Here is an 18708-nt window from a genome sequence, read left to right as displayed (position 1 = left end):
TTTTTGAAAGGTAATCGACGTATTGCAACACGCTATGAAAAAACAGCACGAAACTATCTGTCGATGGTGAAATTAGGCTGTATTCGACTCTTTTGCCGGAGATTATATAATTAAGGGACACTACCTAGTTTCAGCACTGTACCATAGGATGGCGTTAGGGCAAATCGCGACTAATACAAGTTATATTTAATACATTAAATTCAAATTACCTCATAACACAAACTGTTGACCCTACTGACCACAGCCGCTAATATTCCACCTACACTAATGATCCATCGCCTGTCAGGAATCGCCTTCGGGTGGCGAAACAAAACTCTCGTAGCCTGAAAGAGAGAGCAACAATTGCGGTACATCTGCACACCTTTGGAAGCAGATATTGTCAGGACACCTAAACCCTCGTCTGGCAATGAAGGTCTCTTAAACTAATAGATAACCCAAAAGGATATCTTTATCTTGTTACCGAAGTGTATTGAACGTGGATTCATACACTGGTGTTTCAAATCAACATAAATCCTATTTATCTTCAATGAACAACAGGATAGCTTTTGCGCATCCGTTCATATTTTTATCTATTCCTGTTTGAATTATTCAACAGACAATTTTTCTACAGCTAATCCATTAACATGACTACCGTTTGACATCTAACCTTACGGTGTTTTGCTATGCCTGATAGCACTTCAATGCTTGCACAGCTTTTGTTGACCGTTCGCGGAACTCAAGGCGTCACTTTTGGCGGGTTACCGCTGAAAGTGACGCCGCAGCAAAAGAGCAACTCAACCCTGACAGGCTCTGGCCTGCTTCACCATGCAGTGAATCTGACACTGCATTTTATAGATTGAAAAAGGAGAACTTGACGATATCGAGGCTGGCTTTTAGCCGGTGGTGATGACCTGTGAACACAGGCGGCAGTACTGAGTACTCAACCGATACCCCGCAATACCTCAACTTGCGTTCACTCTGGCGCACAGATATTCGTCAAGGACAAGGCAGGCATTTTCTGTTTTGTCCAAACTGTCGCGCGCCAGAGATTGCATGTTGTTAGGTATAAGTAAGGAAATTGATGAACTGGCTGATTGAAGAATTAAGCATTCGGTTCGCTGTCTGTTATGTCAAGCGTGTTTATAACCGTTAAACTTAGCCGTTCGGTTATTGAGTCCGATAAAACAATCAGTTAGAGTATTCCCGCCATTAGCAAAATCCGATGACCAGGGCTTCGCATCCCTGAAAACACTCCATTGGTAGGATGTTTCTCTACCAGTGCGTCTGCTATCACCTTTTCAATGGTGATTCAGGCCGGGGAGGCTTCGGCCTCGTCGGTTGAGTGTTTCCGGTAATGTGAACCTTGCTTGAATCGCCACCATCAATGTTAATTAGTGGAAGGGGTAGCAGGAATGAATAACAACGTTCGAAATGACTGGCATCAAGCCGACATTTATTGCTGCATTGCGTAAACGTGGTACAACCTTAGCGGCTCTCTCTCGTGAAGCAGGACTTAGTTCATCAACATTATCAAATGCGCTCAGCAGGCAGTGGCCTAAAGGCGAATGGATAATTGCTAACTATCTTGAAATCCATCCTTCTGAAATTTGGCCTAGCCGCTATTTTGATAACCATGGTCGATTAATTGAGCGAAAAGTTCACAATAAACCACAAGAATAATCCGTTTTAATTTGTGATCTAGTTCGTAAAAATGATAAATGTTTATATGAAGTCCTGAGCATGAAATGGAAGTCAAATTTGACCATTTCCAAATCTCATGGTTTTTTTGTTTTAACACGATGATTAAACAGTTATAAACCTCATTTCCACGTAAAAACTACCATGGTTGATGTAACAAAATAATGTGGGGGTACTATTGGGGGGATGTGACTTTTTTAATAAAATTAACTTATTAAATATTAATATGTTAGCATGCCAGTATTGCGCTCTCCGCGCCTTAGCAGCTTCAATTTTGAATTGAAGCTGCCTAGTTGTTTCCGTGGCTTCTGTATCTGCCTTTTGAGTGCATATTTCTATATCTATCTCTTTTGAATAGAATTTATATACACACTTAAAATTGTCATTTGTGTTTGTATCATCTTAATGAAGGACTTGCCTATTAATCCCAATAAGGATCAGATGTTAACACAATAAATTCAATTTCTGCGTGTTCATTATTGCTGAGATTGATAGCATCAACTTTATAATAGTAAATAAGGTTTGGAGGTGCTGGAAGCTTTCTGGTTTCTCCAGGCGGGATATCTATAGAAATATATTGATTATAATTTCCAGATGGAGGTGCCCAGTAATTTACAAGTCTAACTGGTGCCGGGCCATTGTTTTTTATAATTGCATCATTGTGTATAAAAGGGACTAATATATTACCTTTATTATAAATCTCAAATATCTGATTAGGGTTTATGTATATCATTGCCATTTTATTGTTTCCTTATTGTTACGGTTACTTAACTGCCTATATAGCAGGTGATTTATTGAAGAGATTCAACTTAACACTTATCTCAAACGGTTAAATATTGAATTTTATCAGTGATGTAAAAGGAATAAGGTAAGCATAACGGTGGTAAGCAGAATTTCTGCTTTATAGAAAAAATGGTAAATAAAACAGCTCTAATTGGGATGTAAAATTAAGATGGAGATATTAAATGATATTTGTAATCAGGGTGTAAATTTGGTCATAAAAAGATTGTATAATTGAATGTAAAAAATGTGGGATAGTAAAAATCGTAATAAATTATTTAAAGGAATTCGAGTTTTATTTGTAGGGCAATAATATTACACCCATTACTTTCATCCAGAGTTATTTAATTCTATTTTTATATGGTAATTATATAAGAAGAGAATGAAATATGATGTATTCAGTTAAAAGTGGCTAATATCACACGTTGGTAAATATACTTAAAAATATTAGGTCAGCATATTCTAAATAGAGTGAGAATAAAATTTATCTTATTTGATGGTTCTATCATGGCTGAACGTTTTGCGATCAATTCTTTCACTTACTGCATAGACATTAGAACGGGCGATTTAAGTGAGTGATGGTATTTTTACTAAACCCTATTTTTACCCTTTTTTTTGAGGTGAATTATAACTAATTGATTTTATAGTAAAATTAATTATCTCTTATAAAAAGGGTTTTTCACTTTTTAACAGTTATGCTCTTTGAAAATTAGCAGGTTAAAGTTAATATGTAACAGTGCACTGCCGTACAGGCAGCTTAGAAATACGGAGTGCAGACTTGGACTTAACTATTGTGGTGCACTGCCGTACAGGCAGCTTAGAAATCCTGACATGGTCGTCAGAATAACTGCCTTCAGTGCACTGCCGTACAGGCAGCTTAGAAAAAAGGCGATCAATTTCTTTTATTCCGATGTGAGTGCACTGCCGTACAGGCAGCTTAGAAACGCCTGGCATTTGCTAATCCTGTTTTGATTGGTGTGCACTGCCGTACAGGCAGCTTAGAAATGATAACCAATGAACGCCCCTGACCTTGCCGTGTGCACTGCCGTACAGGCAGCTTAGAAATTGCGTAGAGCTTAAGGCGTCTCCAGCAAAAAGTGCACTGCCGTACAGGCAGCTTAGAAACGCTCAAGGTGTTTGTCCATTTCTAGCTTGATGTGCACTGCCGTACAGGCAGCTTAGAAAATCAGAAAAGTTATTTTTGTATAACATTAAAAGTGCACTGCCGTACAGGCAGCTTAGAAAACCGGCGAACACCTGGCCGCACAGCTGCAGGAGTGCACTGCCGTACAGGCAGCTTAGAAAATAGACCTTTAGCTTCAACAATTATACCATTAGTGCACTGCCGTACAGGCAGCTTAGAAACCGATCATCTGAATAAACGGTAGGGTCTGAGTGTGCACTGCCGTACAGGCAGCTTAGAAATGAGTTAACTCACTCGTGATGAACGACTCCACGTGCACTGCCGTACAGGCAGCTTAGAAACCATTCTCGATTTTGAATGATTGACCGAAGCGGTGCACTGCCGTACAGGCAGCTTAGAAATACCCCACAGCGTTTCACGTGACACACGTTCCGTGCACTGCCGTACAGGCAGCTTAGAAAGTTACAGTACACAAGGAAGAACTGCATCAAATGTGCACTGCCGTACAGGCAGCTTAGAAAAGTTGTGGCTCGTTTGAATAATGACGGTGATAGTGCACTGCCGTACAGGCAGCTGAGAGTATAATCACTCTCGTTCGGTAAAAGCCTTATATTGTAGGTTGGTAAAGAATTGTAAATTATTATGATTTGCATGTGCGATATTTTACCTTGTATAAAATTTATGCATAATGTTTTCCATAAGTTAAATTAACTATTCAGGTAATTCTTAATTATGGATAACAGCTTTTCTCCAAGTGACCTCAAAACGATTTTGCATTCCAAACGCTCTAATATTTATTACCTGCAATATTGCAGAATATTAGTTAATGGTGGCCGTGTTGAATATGTCACTGATGAGGGAAAACAATCACTATATTGGAATATTCCAATTGCAAATACCACGGTAATTATGTTGGGAACGGGGACTTCTATTACTCAGGCGGCAATGCGTGAATTTGCTAAGGCAGGGGTTTTGGTCGGTTTTTGTGGTGGTGGAGGTTCACCACTGTTTGCGGCTAATGAGGTTGAAGTTGATGTATCTTGGCTGACACCACAAAGTGAATATCGTCCTACTGAATATTTGCAAGATTGGGTGAGTTTTTGGTTCGATGACGAAAAACGATTAGCGGCAGCGATTGCTTTTCAAAAAATTCGCATTGCACAAATCCGTGAACATTGGCTAAGTAGTCGAATGTTGCGAGACAACTCTTTTATGTTTAATCGTGAGAGTTTATTGTCATTACTTACACGTTATGAGCAGAATCTTGCAAATTGTCGTGATAATAAAGACTTAATGGCACAAGAAGCTGTGATGACTAAAGCGTTATACAAACTGGCGGCAAATACAGTGAGTTATGGCGATTTTGTCCGGGCAAAACGCGGCGGTGGTGTCGATTTGGCAAACCGTTTTCTTGATCATGGTAATTATCTGGCCTACGGATTAGCCGCTGTTGCAACTTGGGTCATTGGTTTACCACATGGTCTGGCGGTGTTACATGGTAAAACCCGTCGTGGTGGTTTGGTTTTTGATGTTGCTGATCTGATTAAAGATGCGTTGGTATTGCCACTAGCATTTATTGCGGCAATGGCTGGAGAAGATGAACAGGAATTTCGTCAACGCTGCATCAGTGGATTTCAAAAAGCTGATGCTTTGGACACCATGATTGAGGCACTACAAACAACTGCACAACAATTGAGTCAGGTGGCACGATGAATATTCTCTTAGTTTCCCAGTGTAATAAACGAGCGTTAACAGAAACCCGTCGAATTTTGGATCAATTTGCTGAACGAAAAGGTGATCGAACCTGGCAAACGGCTATCACACTGGAAGGTTTAAATACTTTACGTAAGCTATTACGTAAAACCGCGCGACGTAATACCGCAGTTTCCTGCCATTGGATAAAAAGTGGCAGCCAAACTGAATTGTTATGGATAGTTGGAAACTTGCGGCGTTTTAATCTCCAGGGCGTTGTACCGACTAATACAACACAGCGTGATGTACTAAAAAGTCAGGATGAAAATCATTGGCACAGTGTTGAAGCTATCAGCTTATTGGCAGCGATTGCCGGGCTATTCCATGATTTTGGTAAAGCAAATGTATTGTTTCAGCAAGGTTTACAAGGAGATGGGCGGTTCCAACCATACCGACATGAATGGGTATCTTTGCGTTTATTTCGGGCATTTGTGGATAAGCAAGATGATAAAGAATGGCTGACCTCATTGAGTCAGATTGAGTCTGATGATGAGGATAAAGTACTTTCCCGTTTGGTTAAGGATGGTATTGACTCTTATGAAAAACCTTTTGTTAACTTACCGCCATTGGCAACCACCGTCGCTTGGCTAATTCTCTCTCATCATCGTCTTCCTGTTTATCCTAGTTATGACGATCGATATGTACTCAGACCACAATTAAAAGATATTGATAGTTGGCTGATTAACCATTTAGAACCGTCGTGGAACTCTGTCAATATGGATAATGAGGACTGGAGTGATCAGGATAAGTGTGATGTCTGGACATTCCCAAATGGTACACCTATCCGTAGTCAGACTTGGCGTCAGAAAGCACAAAAATTTGCGCAAAGAGCGCTGCAATCAACGTCATTATTGCAATATGGCAATCTGAATCAGCGTTTCACCAGTCATATGTCTCGACTGGTTTTAATGCTGGCCGATCATCATTATTCATCATTGCCAGCAACTTTGGGTTGGCAGGATATTAATTATGGCGTATTTGCTAATACCGACAGAACCACCGGTAAGTGTAAACAACGGTTAGATGAACATAACATTGGCGTTGGGCAAAATGCTTTATTACTAGGGAGAAGTTTGCCACATATTCGTAAAACGCTACCTGCGATTACCCGGCATAAAGGATTTAAACAACGCAGCAAAGATGAAAAATATCGTTGGCAGGATCAGGCGTTCGATGTTGCATGTGCTTTACGTGAGCGTTCAGCAGAACAGGGCTTTTTTGGCATTAATATGGCTTCTACTGGTTGTGGCAAAACTTTCGCTAATGCGCGCATCATGTATGGATTAGCTGATGAAAAACAAGGATGCCGTTTTTCTATCGCTTTAGGGTTAAGAACGTTAACGTTACAAACCGGTGATGCATTACGTAAAAGACTGCATTTAGAAGAAGATGATTTAGCGGTACTGATTGGTTCGCAGGCAGTGAAGGAGTTACATCAATTTCGTCAAAAGGCACTTGAGCCTGATGTGGGTAGTATATCTGCGGAAGAGTTATTTGCGGAGCATCAATATGTCAGTTATGACGGTAGTTTAGATGGTGGTTACTTGGGGAAATGGTTATGCAAAGATAAGTTTAAAGAAAAAAATAAGTTAAACAAAAAAAATAATAAACTTAACGAACTACTTAGCGCCCCTGTACTGGTGGCGACCATCGACCATTTAATTCCGGCTACTGAAGGTATTCGTGGTGGAAAGCAAATTGCACCTATGTTGAGGTTACTCACTTCTGATTTGGTGTTGGATGAGCCAGATGATTTTGATATTAACGATTTGTCGGCTTTATGTAGGTTAGTTAACTGGGCAGGGTTATTAGGTTCGCGGGTATTGCTTTCATCTGCCACATTACCGCCTGCGTTGATTCAGGCATTGTTCAATGCTTATCGTGCCGGACGCCAAGATTATCAATTAGCATGTGGTCAACCCAATGCCCCGATGAATATCTGTTGTGCTTGGTTTGATGAATATGAAACAACGCAACAGGATGTGGTCGATGCATATCAGTTTCAGGAACAGCATAATATTTTCGTTAATAAGCGTATTGGTAGGCTTAAAAAAATAGTGCCATTGCGTAAAGCTGAACTTGTACCGGTTATTTCTGAAAGTTGTGAAGTTAATGATGTTATTAATACTATCGCCGAAGTGATGCATCACTCTATATTGAAGTTGCGTGAGGAGTATTATCAAACTCATTCATCGGGTAAAACCGTCTCTATTGGTTTAATCCGTATGGCAAATATTGATCCATTGGTTGCTGTTGCACAGCGGTTATTACAGGTACCATCCCCTAAAAATGTACGTATCCATTATTGTGTCTATCACAGCCAGCATCCTTTGGCGATACGTTCTCATCTTGAACATCGGTTGGATTCAACGTTAACAAGATACGATGAAGAATCGTTGTGGCAGGTGGCAGAAATCCGTAAGGCATTAGAGGAGATGCCAGAAAAGCATCATATTTTTGTCGTACTCGCCACATCTGTAGCTGAAGTTGGCAGGGATCATGATTATGATTGGAGTATCGCTGAACCGAGTTCAATGCGTTCGTTAATACAACTTGCTGGACGTATTCAACGTCATCGGCAAAAAGAGCCACGAATTCCCAATTTGCATATTTTGGCGAAAAACTATAAAGCACTTAAAGCGACTAATTTAGAACATCCGGTTTATTGTCGCCCAGGGTTTGAGTCAACAAATTATCGCCTTGCCAGTCATGATTTACATAAATTACTGGAGCCTTATCAATATGAGCTAATTAGTGCATTGCCAAGAATAAAGGAACGCGATAATGCTGGAGATAGTTCACCTTTTGAAAATTTGGTTGATCTTGAGCATCAACGTTTATGGGAAGAGCTTCAAGGTGGCTCTGATAATAAACACGGTTACTGCTCAGCTCTTTGGTGGCGTAAACAAGCCTCGTGGTGTGCGGAACTCCAACGTCATAAGCCATTTCGTAAGCCTGAAATTGGTTATAAATCCGATCAATTGTATTATCTGTGGCTTGAAGAAGAGGGTGGAAAGGCGAAATTTATGGCCCCAGACAGTGGTCCTGCTGGGATAAAAGACGATGGTGAGTTTAAGGATGTGCAGACGTTATCGTTTGCGTCGGGTGTAAATATTTGGATTGAACTTGATACTGAGACAATTTACCAGGGCCTAGCTGATACCCATGAGATGGAACTAAAAGATATCAGCCAACGCTTTGGTGAGATTTGCCTCAGGAAAAAAGATGACGGAGAAGTATGGTGTTATCACCCATTTTTAGGGGTATTTGGTGCCCCCAGTTGAAGGCACCACTGCCTGTACGGCAGTTTATTTAAGGAGAAAAGAACATATTTCTAAGCTACTTGAGCAGTAGTATGCATATTCTAAATATTTAAGAAACTAAGTTCTACAGATATTTTTTAAAGATAAAAGTACATAGGTTGATTTTTGTCGTGGCTGCAAGTAAGATGTGGTTGTAAGTTACACATTTGGAAAATAGCGATGAAAAGAAAGTCTGGTAAAAAACAAGGGAAGGCAGGAAATCTGCTGAGTATGGTTATCATGCTACTCATATATTTGCCTTCCGTGACTGATTTCCATAGGGAGTCAAGTGTTGTTCAGGGCCAAAAAGTAATCACAGTATCTGTTACTATCAGTCAAAGTTCTGCTAACTAGTAGACTGATTGACTAATAAGCGTAGTGCTATCTCTCTGTTTTAGAGAGATAGCGCATTCTAATGGTCATTATTGATAAGGTGGAATAAGAGGCTAGAGGCTATGAATGAAAATGGGTTGAGTCGATTTATTACTGATTATATTGGAAGCCGTAAACAGCCAAAGCTGGAGGCTTTTGATAAAGAGGCGGAAAAGAGACTGGCAAAGTTAACATCTTCGGAGGATATCACACTGGTTCAGCAAGAGATCGCTGAACAACGTAAAGCGTTGGAAGAACATTATGAAGTCAGGAATTGGTTAGATGATGCCGCTAACAGGGCAAAGCAAATCAGTTTAGTGACACATGCTCTGAAATTTACTCATAGTGATGCCAGAGGTAGCAGTATTTTTGCGACATCATCAAATACAACCGAAAATATTAAATATCTTTCTACTGCAACTTTGTATAAACCTGTAATCGATTCAGTTGGTAATGCTGCTGCGCTTGATGTTGCAAAATTATTGCAAACAGAATACCAAGAAGATTCATTGGTGGCGTGTTTAAATCGGGGAGATTATTCAGCATTAGCTGAATTGGCGGAAAATGAACGGCAACTTGAACGTTGGGTGAATGGGTTCCGGCAAGCTCTATCAGATGAAACGCTTTCCTCACATAAGCTGGCAAAGCAACTTTATTTCCCGATAAATAATAAGAGTGGTGAGTATCATTTATTAAGTCCATTATTTTCGTCATCTCTGGCTCATGCGATGTATCAGCGTATCGCTGAAGCCCGTTTTGGTGAATCATCGAAAGAAATTAATAAGGCAAAGAAAGAAGAACGTTGGCATCCTGAAACTAGAGTAATTTATCCCAATACGGCTGTGCAGAATATAGGTGGAACTAAGCCGCAGAATATTTCTTACCTTAATAGCGTACGAGGTGGACGAGCTTGGCTTTTATCTTGTTCTGCTCCTAACTGGCAAAGTAATATCAAGCTGCCGGAACGGCACAGATCCATTTTTGAACAGCGTAGTCAGTTTGTTCGGTTATCTTATCGTACTGTCAGATTGATGCGACAATATCTATTTCGTGCACAAAAACGTACGGAAGAAATTCGACAGGATCGTCAGGCATATATTGATGAAATTATTGATATTTTATTTAACTATGTCGCTAGTGTACAGGATCAGGTTGAATTTAAAGGTTGGAGTGCGAATTGTAAATTAAAACGTTCTCAGCAGCTTTGGCTTGATCCCTATCGTTGTCAACAGGATGAAATATTCAAATTTGAACGTGAAGGTGGAGACTGGAAAAAAGAAATTGCTGACGATTTTGGTCTTTGGTTGAACAACGAATTGCGTCATGAACGGTTAGAATTTGGATTGACTGAACGTAATGAGTGGGCCTCTGTGTTTAAAAAACGCCTACGTGAATTTGAGGATGAATTGCCAGAGGTACCGTTATGAGCTATTTAATTGTTTTACGTCACATTCGAGTAGAGAATGCTAATGCGATTACTGGCTTAACCTATGGTTTTCCGGCAATCACTCACTTTCTTGGCTTTACTCATGCGCTTTCACGTAAGTTACAACAAAGTCACAATTTAATATTGGAAAATTGTGGCGTTATTTGTCATAACCACCAATTGCACGCTCATCAGTCTGATCCGATTAGGGATAAAGTCTTTGCTTTAACTCGTAATCCATTAACCAGAGAAGAAAAGACCGCTTCATTTAATGAAGAAGGCCGAATGCATATGACGGTTTCTTTATTAATAGAATGTTCTGGTGAAGTTGCTGGTGATACAGAGGCTAAAGAATTGGAACAATATTTACTAGAAATATGTCCAACTCAGAGGTTAGCAGGCGGTACTATCACTGAAATTGCTAAAGTGGATGTTATTGCTTTTCCGCAAGAAGGACAAGAAACCCGTAAGTTAATGCGGCGTTTATTGCCGGGGTTTGCCTTGTTAGATCGCTCTGAATTGTTAGCTAAACACTACAAAGAATTAAAACGGGATAATCCTCAGGTAGAAATGATTGATGCTTGGCTTGATTTTTCTACTATTAAAATGCGGGCTATTCCTACTCAGGATGATAAACAACCTGAAATTGGTGATCCGGCATATTGGGAATATGTTCCAAAACCGGATTCTGGGTATTTAGTTCCTTTGATGACAGGTTATCAGGCAATATCGCCGCTATATCCCGCCGGGAAAGTAGATAAAACCCGTGATCCTAATACGCCATTTTGTTTTGTTGAAGCAATCTACGGGGTAGGTGAATGGAAAAGCCCGCACCGTATTAACGATATTCGCCAGTTACTCTGGTGTTATGACTATCAAGAGGGTGTCTACAGGTGTGGTAATCAACAGACTGTTGCCCGTCAATCCAAACCCAATAAGAAAGTAAGAATAATCGACTGATTAATTTAAAGAAGGATATCTACATGTCTAAATCAACTATTAAAACAGCTTCTGTACTGGCGTTTGAACGTAAACTGTCTAATTCTGATGCTTTAATGTTTGCTGGAAACTGGAAACAAATTGACGGTGAATGGCAACCTATTGCTATTCAGGAAAAAGCTGTCCGAGGGACGATTTCTAACCGCTTGAAAAACGCTTTAACTAGCGATCCGGCCAAATTGGATGCGGAGATTCAAAAAGCAAACCTACAACGTGTTGATGTTGCTGCATTGCCTTTTGATTTTGATACCTTAAAAGTCAGTTTCACATTACGGGTCTTAGGCAATCTTTCCACACCATCAGTATGTAATGATCAGGATTATCAGGTTGCACTAGCAAACATAATCAACCGCTATATCGCTGAACATGGCTTCAAAACTCTCGCAGCACGTTATGCAGAAAACCTGGCTAATGGCCGGTTTTTATGGCGTAACCGGGTTGGTGCCGAAGAAATTAAAGTTCGTGTAAAGGGTAAGGGTAGCAAATGGTGGGAGTTTAACAGCGAAGATTACAGTTTACGTGAATTTAGTCAGGTGGAAAGTGATTTAGCTGAACTGGCTGCTGAAATTGAGGAAGGGTTATCCGGTAACGGATCGACATTCTTCAACGTTGAGGCTTTTGTTCGTTTGGGTCATGGGCAGGAAATTTTCCCTTCTCAAGAGTTGGTTCTCGACAGTAACAGTAAAAAAAGCAAAGTGCTGTATCAGGTGAATGGAATTGCTGCATTACATTCGCAGAAAGTGGGTAATGCGCTTCGCACTATTGATACTTGGTATCCAGATGCATTTGAACTAGGGCTTGGCCCAATTGCTGTTGAACCCTATGGTTCTGTAACCAGTCGCGGTAAAGCTTATCGTCAGCCTAAAGCAAAAATGGATTTTTATACGTTGTTGGATAACTGGGTTGTCAAAGGAAAAGCACCAGAAGAAGTAGAGCAACAACACTATGTTATGGCGATTTTAATCCGAGGTGGTGTTTTCGGTGAAAAAGGTGAATAAGGGGATCAAATGGATTATTACTTTGAAATCCGTGTTCTTCCTGATCCTGAATTTAGCCAGCAAGACCTTATGGAAGCGTTATTTGCTAAACTGCATCGGGCTTTGGGGCAAGTAGGTAACGGGCGTATTGGGGTCAGTTTTCCTTGTGCGAGAAAAACACTGGGGGATACGCTAAGGATTCACGGTTCAAGCGAAGCATTGAATGATTTGCAGTCTTTATCTTGGTTAAAAGGACTCCGGGATTATGCTGAGGTGATTGATATCAAGCTGGTACCTAAGGATGCTCGATATCGTCGTGTTAGCCGAGTGCAGGTAAAAAGCAATGTTGATAGGATTCGCCGTCGTTCGATTAAAAAAGGGTGGTTAACGGAGGAACAAGCTCGGCAGTGTATTCCAATAAGCAAAGAGCAACGTACTCATTTACCTTTTTTGCGTCTTAAGAGTTTGTCATCAAGACAAACCTTTTCATTGTTTATCGAACAAGGACCAATAGAAGATAAACCAACTCCGGGAGTTTTTAGTTCGTATGGATTAAGTTCATCAGCTACTATCCCTTGGTTTTGACCCTTTTTTAGCGGCTAATTATAACTTATTGATTTATTCAAGGGATTAGCCGCTGCCAATAAGAAGGTTTTTTTCCACTTTTTGTAACTATGCTCTTTAATAATCAGTCGGTAAGAATTAATTATTAATGTTCACTGCTGCATAGGCAGCCAGAAGAAAAGAGTTTTGCTTTAATGGCAGAACTCTTTTTTCTCTCTTATAACCTTCAATATCAATAATGAGTGTTGAGGTTATTATCTTAGGAAATAATTGAAGTATTGAGGATGATATGCCCGTAGGAAAATAATGTAGCTTTTCCTAATAAATGTACTCGATCTCCATGCAATTCACACACAATGTCTCCACTGCGTTTTGACAATTGGCGTGCATACAATCTCTGTTTATTTAAACGGTCGCTCCAAAATGGGGCTAATACACAATGTGATGAGCCGGTTACTGGATCTTCTGATACGCCTTTAGCGGGTGCAAAATATCGGGAAACAAAGTCAATTTGTTGTTCACCTGGTGCTGTTATAGCAACTCCCGGTAGAGGCAGAGTCGCTATTTTGTTAAAATCAGGTTTTGTATTTAGAACTTGTTCTGCGGTTTCGAGTAAACAAATATAACGATTATGAGAGACAAAAAGCTCAGATATTTTCTGGCCTAGGGCATTTTCTATATTTGTTTGTAGAGTGGATTCTTTTTTGTATGTTGCTTTGGGTAAATCAAGTGTATAAGTACCGTTGTCATGATAAACGGCAATATCACCTGAGCGAGTCTGAAATACGATGGGATTATCAGTAATGGATAAATGTTCAATCATGACGAAAGCTGTCGCTAATGTTGCGTGCCCACATAAATCAACTTCAACTTTTGGTGTAAACCAACGTAAATGATTACCAACAAGAAAAGCAGTTTCGGAGAGATTGACTTCCATGGCAATAGATAATAGTGCCTCATTTGAAAGCCAATTATCCAATATAACAACAGCGGCTGGATTGCCAGAAAATAGGTGATCTGTGAATGCATCAACATGATAGATGGGTAGTGAAGTCATTTAATTCTCTCTTAAAATAGAATTATCTATAGGGTTATGAAAAGGGATCAATGTTTTTAATTTTTATTCAAAAATTACCCGCTATTTTATACAACTATATGTAATTGGAAAGAGAGTAAGCTGCACAGTTTTAAAATATTTAGTTGGTTTACCGAAACATTGGGTATCATTGTGTTAACCAGATATGGGACCCTATTTTGACCCTTTTTTTGTGGTTTGTTATAACTTGTTGATTTATCTATAATATTATTTGGTGCTTATAAAAAGGGTTTTTCTGCTTTTTGTCATTATGTTCTTTAATAATCAGTAAATTAAAGTTAGTATCTAACAGTTCACTGCCGCACAGGCAGCTTAGAAACTTCTATGTAGTCAAAGTAAACAATGTTCATAGTTCACTGCCGCACAGGCAGCTTAGAAAAGTCAATGCCGACATTAGCATTGATACCGTACGTTCACTGCCGCACAGGCAGCTTAGAAATTTAACAACTCCCTTCGAAGCGGGGATTTTTGGTTCACTGCCGCACAGGCAGCTTAGAAAGGTATTAATCGTAATGAAATTCTCATAATTCTGTTCACTGCCGCACAGGCAGCTTAGAAATGCCAAGAATTCCCTGTTGTTTTCCCGGTGTGGTTCACTGCCGCACAGGCAGCTTAGAAATCTATATTAGCCATCCATGGCATTGCATTATTGTTCACTGCCGCACAGGCAGCTTAGAAATGGAGAAGGCGCTGAGCCTTTAGATGAATAATGTTCACTGCCGCACAGGCAGCTTAGAAACAGTTAAACGGCAAAGAGGATAACCCCCCGGTGTTCACTGCCGTACAGGCAGCAGCGCACTCGATTGAATGCGCTAAATGCTTCCGTCTAAATATGCATCATTTCTTGTGCTTCTGAGCATATTCTTCACTATTAACCCATTGATGATCCTTTTCCCAAGTAAATAACCAATTACGGGTTGGTCCTGCCATGACATTGAGATAGTAGTTGTCGTAACCGGCAATGGTTGCTACCGGATGATAGCCTTTGGGAACCATGACCACATCTTTGTTGTAAACAGCCATTGATTCATCCAGTGAACGGTCGTCGGTATAGATGCGTTGTATACAGAATCCCTGAGGTGGGTTTAAACGATGATAATAGGTTTCTTCCAGATAGGTTTCCTGTGGTTGATTATCCGTATCGTGTTTATGGCTGGGATAGGAGCTGGTACAACCTTCATCGGTAAAGACTTCAACCACCAACAAGCTATCAGCCGGTTTGTTATCCGGTAGGATGTTGTGAACATAGCGCTGGTTATAGCCATTTCCACGTTGTTCTGCATCAATATCCTGTGGTGTAATCAGGCGAGTTGGATAGCTTCCTTTTCCCGGTGCTTGGCATACAGCCAGTTCGAGAGCGGTATCAGCAATAATTTCAACAGATTCCCCCGCAGTGATGTAAACGGCATAAGGTTTTGTGCGTTCAAATGGTTCCATGCGATCGCCAATATGCTCAAATTGCTGATGTGGCGTAGTCACTGTGGCTTTGCCTGCCACTAAAACCAGACAGGTTTCATTTTCTGATGCAGGTAATGTGATTTTTTCATTTAAGGCTAATTCATAAACATCAAAGTGGACATATTGCCAGTTTGCCGATTCTGGCGTGATATGTTGAGTTCGTTTATTCTGATCCGGTGCATGATATTTCGATAATAATCTGGACATGTTACTTACCTCAGCATTGCTTTTGCATGAATCAAATAAGTGACTAATTAAAGTAACCCTGCGTTTCTGGCAAGTTGATGTAAATTGTTGTAACCCATCGTTGCGTAGGTTAATGGGGGAGCCACCGCAGGATCTTGTTCTGCTTCAACTACTAGCCAGCCGTGATAATAATGCTTTTTCAGTACCTGAAAAATTGCGGCATAATCAATGCAACCATCCCCCGGTACGGTGAATACACCACTCAGCACAGCATCAAGGAAACTGGTTTTACGGTTTTTTACATCGTTAAGTACATCAGGTCGGATGTCTTTACAGTGAACATGATTAATGCGTTTTGCCCAGCGTTCTGCGATAGCCAGAGGGTCAGCGCCAGCAAATGTCAGATGACCCGTATCCAGTAACAATCCAACTTCATCACCGGTATTTTTCATCAGATGATCAATATCTTCCGCAGTTTCAATGACGGTTCCCATATGGTGGTGATAGGCAATCCGAACGCCTTGTTCTTGAGTGTAACGAGCGAATTCAGTCAATTTTTCACCGTATTCTTGCCAGCGATCAGCCGGAAATTGAGGACGAAGATGAACAGGTTTGTTCTGATCGCCGTGAATACAATTTGTCACTTCAGCCAATACCATGATGTTGGCTCCGAGTTCACGCAGCAGGGTCAGGTGAGATTGTACCGCTTTAATCTCTTCTGCGACTGAACGGGTAAGTAATTCGCTGGAGTACCAGCCAGATACCAGTTTTAGATCGTGTGCGGCAAGAATTGGACCTAATATGCTGGCTTGGCGAGGGAATTTATTGCCCAGTTCAAAACCAGTAAACCCAGCCTGACGGCCTTCAGTTAAGCAGGTTTCCAGTGGGGTTTCTGCGCCAAGAGTGGGCAAGTCATCATTGGTCCAGGTTAGAGGGTTGATACCAAGTTGAACAGTCATTATGAATCTCCAGTAAGATGAAATAATTTTGCTATATTTTTATCTACGCTGACGCCACAGGCTAATCAGGTTGTGATAGTTAATTTTTATTTTTTGGATCAAACTGTCATCATCAATCTCGTTTTTTAGCCACTGGAGGGATGGTTGACCGAACAAGGTTCTTCCAACGGCAAAACCTTTGACGATAGATTTCCCGGCGGCGGCATTAAAGCCGGTTTTCAATTCTTCTTGTGGGGCATCAAGACCAAGAATAACTACCCCACGGCAATATGGGTCCCGTTGTTGGATTAGATAGTTAATACTGTCCCAGCTATCGGCACTAAGGGGAGGAAGTTTCCACCAATCCGGTTTAACACCGAGGTTATAAAAGCGTTTCAGTGCACGGATATAGTATTCATCTGAATGTTCCATTTTTGCCGGTAAGATAATTTCCAGTAAGAGTTCATGACCCGATTTACAGCATGCAGCATAAATTTTTTGAATTTTTTTCTCTTGTTTCAGACGAAGGGTGTGAGCGTCTTCCGAGTGAAAAATAACCAGGCATTTGACGATATGTTCTAGCGGCCAGTCAATAAGTTGGGAACCGATGTTACCATGTTCCAGACAGAGCGGGCGGGAGCCTGGTAGCTCAATTGGGCGGCCTATCCACCAACCCTGACCTGTGATTTCATTCAAAACATCTTGACCAAAAGTGCTGTCACATAACAGACCTGCTTTCCCTTGTAATCCAGCTTCTATGGCAACTTCCCGACTGGCACGCAGTAAAAGTTGTTTTAATAATGAAATACGCTTGATACTGGCATTTGCTTGACGAGCCATTTCGATAAATTGGATTCGGTGATCAAATGCCATCACGCACAATTCATCCCATTGCTTTTTACGGGCGCCAATACGGTGAAGGTGATTAAGTATTTCATCTAAATCAGGGCGTAGTAGCTGATTGGCTCGTGACAAATAGTTATCAAGCTCTGTTTTATCTGGCATTGCTGGGGCACACCCATGACGGGAGACGACTAATGCACCACAGGCATTGGCGTAGGTACAAGCTTTTTCCCAACCTTCGTTATTAAGATAGCCGCGCAACAGGCCAGACATAAAAGCATCTCCGGCACCGAGGACATTAAATACATCGACACGAACTCCTTGTATGGTAATGCCATCATCCAAATCATCAGGGATTTTAGCGGTAAACACAGAGCATCCCAGAGGTCCACGTTTACAAACTAATGTAGCTGCAGTCAGTTTACGGATATTGCGTAGTGCTTCGATGGTATTTGTTGAGCCACCCGCAATGTGAAATTCTTCTTCTGTTCCAACAATCAGGTCAAACAGAGATAACACTTCCTGTAACTGAGCTGTCACCGGTTCCGATTCGATATAACGGGTTTCACCATCTCCCAGAGCAGTCAGCCCCCAAAGGACAGGACGATAATCAATATCAATAACTGTTTTGACATCATTACGGCGGGCGTAATTAAGGGCGGTCAATACGGCATCACGGGTATTTGGGTGAGAAAGATGTGTGCCGGTGATTGCTAAACAACGGGCTGATGCAATGTATTTTTCACTGAAATCATCACGGGTGATTGCCATATCGGCGCAATTATCACGATAGAAGATCAGTGGAAAAGTTGTTTTATCTTTGATTCCCAGTAGTACTAATGCGGTAAGACGTGCTTTATCAGTGATTAGATGGCTGGTATCACAGCCAACACTTTGTAACTCTTCCCTAAGAAAACGTCCCATATGTTCATCACCGACTCTGGCTAGCATGGAAGATTTAAGCCCCTGACGGGCAGTACCATAGGCAACGTTACCGGAAGAGCCACCAAGATATTTTGCAAAACTTCCCATGTCTTCCAGACGTGCTCCAATTTGCTGACCATAAAGGTCAACGGCGATTCGCCCCATGCAGATGACATCAAATTTTTTTGGCTGCTCCATTGAACAATTCCTTATTAAGTACAATATCAAGTGTTGCTATGATGAGCTTCGATAGTGGAGGGTTGATAAAAA

The 18708-nt window shown here is 40.9% G+C and carries 12 protein-coding genes, 2 pseudogenes and 2 CRISPR repeat arrays; of the genes and pseudogenes, 9 read left to right on the top strand and 5 right to left on the bottom strand.

The features are described 5' to 3' along the window. From EAE89_RS13010 to EAE89_RS13000, 3 genes and pseudogenes are all read left to right on the top strand, one after another. A pseudogene (locus tag EAE89_RS13010) lies at positions 1-114 on the top strand (IS5/IS1182 family transposase); the annotation flags it as partial. 548 nt (positions 115-662) lie between these two features. After that, positions 663-839 (top strand): hypothetical protein, encoded by a 177-nt coding sequence (locus tag EAE89_RS13005; protein WP_214086011.1) that lies wholly within the window; start codon positions 663-665, stop codon positions 837-839. Positions 840-1391: 552 nt separating this feature from the next. Further along, positions 1392-1659 (top strand): annotated as a pseudogene (locus EAE89_RS13000) (helix-turn-helix domain-containing protein). Between the two features lie 439 nt (positions 1660-2098). On the opposite strand, the gene EAE89_RS12995 reads toward EAE89_RS13000, so the two are convergent. Further along, positions 2099-2416 (bottom strand): hypothetical protein, encoded by a 318-nt coding sequence (locus tag EAE89_RS12995; RefSeq protein ID WP_054475756.1) that lies wholly within the window; start codon positions 2414-2416, stop codon positions 2099-2101. A 777-nt stretch (positions 2417-3193) separates the two neighbouring features. Further along, positions 3194-4182: direct repeats of the CRISPR family, unit length 28 nt; unit sequence GTGCACTGCCGTACAGGCAGCTTAGAAA. A gap of 151 nt (positions 4183-4333) precedes the next feature. On the opposite strand from EAE89_RS12995, the gene cas1f reads away from it, so the two are divergent. The 6 genes from cas1f to cas6f all read left to right on the top strand — a co-directional run bounded on the left by cas1f (position 4334) and on the right by cas6f (position 13014). Further along, a complete protein-coding gene (gene cas1f / locus EAE89_RS12990) occupies positions 4334-5314 on the top strand; it encodes a type I-F CRISPR-associated endonuclease Cas1f (RefSeq protein WP_214086010.1) in 981 nt (326 codons plus the stop codon). Then, positions 5311-8637, top strand: coding sequence for a type I-F CRISPR-associated helicase Cas3f (gene cas3f / locus EAE89_RS12985; protein WP_214086009.1), 3327 nt, complete (start codon positions 5311-5313; stop codon positions 8635-8637). Before cas1f ends, cas3f begins: the two co-directional genes overlap by 4 nt. 473 nt (positions 8638-9110) lie before the next feature. Further along, complete coding sequence (csy1, locus tag EAE89_RS12980; protein WP_149616735.1) at positions 9111-10454, top strand: type I-F CRISPR-associated protein Csy1; 1344 nt, start codon at positions 9111-9113, stop codon at positions 10452-10454. After that, positions 10451-11413 (top strand): type I-F CRISPR-associated protein Csy2, encoded by a 963-nt coding sequence (csy2, locus tag EAE89_RS12975; protein ID WP_214086008.1) that lies wholly within the window; start codon positions 10451-10453, stop codon positions 11411-11413. Before csy1 ends, csy2 begins: the two co-directional genes overlap by 4 nt. Positions 11414-11436: 23 nt before the next feature. Then, on the top strand, positions 11437-12450 hold the full coding sequence (csy3, locus tag EAE89_RS12970) for a type I-F CRISPR-associated protein Csy3 (protein WP_054475745.1): 1014 nt from the start codon (positions 11437-11439) through the stop codon (positions 12448-12450). Between the two features lie 9 nt (positions 12451-12459). After that, entirely contained in the window at positions 12460-13014 is a 555-nt protein-coding gene (gene cas6f, locus EAE89_RS12965; RefSeq protein ID WP_214086007.1) for a type I-F CRISPR-associated endoribonuclease Cas6/Csy4, read from the top strand. A 238-nt stretch (positions 13015-13252) separates the two neighbouring features. Here cas6f and EAE89_RS12960 read toward each other — a convergent pair whose 3' ends face one another. The 4 genes from EAE89_RS12960 to EAE89_RS12945 all read right to left on the bottom strand — a co-directional run bounded on the left by EAE89_RS12960 (position 13253) and on the right by EAE89_RS12945 (position 18636). Further along, on the bottom strand, positions 13253-14050 hold the full coding sequence (locus EAE89_RS12960; protein ID WP_214086006.1) for a PhzF family phenazine biosynthesis protein: 798 nt from the start codon (positions 14048-14050) through the stop codon (positions 13253-13255). A gap of 330 nt (positions 14051-14380) precedes the next feature. Continuing rightward, positions 14381-14828: a CRISPR direct-repeat array (repeat unit 28 nt; unit sequence GTTCACTGCCGCACAGGCAGCTTAGAAA). 98 nt (positions 14829-14926) lie between these two features. Beyond that, on the bottom strand, positions 14927-15754 hold the full coding sequence (iolB, locus tag EAE89_RS12955; RefSeq protein ID WP_054475740.1) for a 5-deoxy-glucuronate isomerase: 828 nt from the start codon (positions 15752-15754) through the stop codon (positions 14927-14929). A 47-nt stretch (positions 15755-15801) separates the two neighbouring features. Then, entirely contained in the window at positions 15802-16692 is an 891-nt protein-coding gene (gene iolE / locus EAE89_RS12950; protein WP_149616733.1) for a myo-inosose-2 dehydratase, read from the bottom strand. Positions 16693-16731: 39 nt separating this feature from the next. Then, on the bottom strand, positions 16732-18636 hold the full coding sequence (locus EAE89_RS12945; RefSeq protein WP_214086005.1) for a bifunctional 5-dehydro-2-deoxygluconokinase/5-dehydro-2-deoxyphosphogluconate aldolase: 1905 nt from the start codon (positions 18634-18636) through the stop codon (positions 16732-16734). Between the last annotated feature and the right edge of the window lie 72 nt (positions 18637-18708).

Origin of the sequence: Photorhabdus heterorhabditis (assembly GCF_018448905.1) — a bacterium.
Lineage (GTDB): Bacteria > Pseudomonadota > Gammaproteobacteria > Enterobacterales > Enterobacteriaceae > Photorhabdus > Photorhabdus heterorhabditis.
The sequence above is the reverse complement of the archived record's forward strand: the minus strand, read 5'-3'. Positions and strand labels throughout refer to the sequence as shown.

Coding starts and splice junctions, on each gene's coding strand:
- EAE89_RS13005 (WP_214086011.1), top strand. CDS start 663: ATGCCTGATAGCACTTCAATGCTTGCACAGCTTTTGTTGACCGTTCGC.
- EAE89_RS12995 (WP_054475756.1), bottom strand. CDS start 2,416: ATGGCAATGATATACATAAACCCTAATCAGATATTTGAGATTTATAAT.
- cas1f (WP_214086010.1), top strand. CDS start 4,334: ATGGATAACAGCTTTTCTCCAAGTGACCTCAAAACGATTTTGCATTCC.
- cas3f (WP_214086009.1), top strand. CDS start 5,311: ATGAATATTCTCTTAGTTTCCCAGTGTAATAAACGAGCGTTAACAGAA.
- csy1 (WP_149616735.1), top strand. CDS start 9,111: ATGAATGAAAATGGGTTGAGTCGATTTATTACTGATTATATTGGAAGC.
- csy2 (WP_214086008.1), top strand. CDS start 10,451: ATGAGCTATTTAATTGTTTTACGTCACATTCGAGTAGAGAATGCTAAT.
- csy3 (WP_054475745.1), top strand. CDS start 11,437: ATGTCTAAATCAACTATTAAAACAGCTTCTGTACTGGCGTTTGAACGT.
- cas6f (WP_214086007.1), top strand. CDS start 12,460: ATGGATTATTACTTTGAAATCCGTGTTCTTCCTGATCCTGAATTTAGC.
- EAE89_RS12960 (WP_214086006.1), bottom strand. CDS start 14,050: ATGACTTCACTACCCATCTATCATGTTGATGCATTCACAGATCACCTA.
- iolB (WP_054475740.1), bottom strand. CDS start 15,754: ATGTCCAGATTATTATCGAAATATCATGCACCGGATCAGAATAAACGA.
- iolE (WP_149616733.1), bottom strand. CDS start 16,692: ATGACTGTTCAACTTGGTATCAACCCTCTAACCTGGACCAATGATGAC.
- EAE89_RS12945 (WP_214086005.1), bottom strand. CDS start 18,636: ATGGAGCAGCCAAAAAAATTTGATGTCATCTGCATGGGGCGAATCGCC.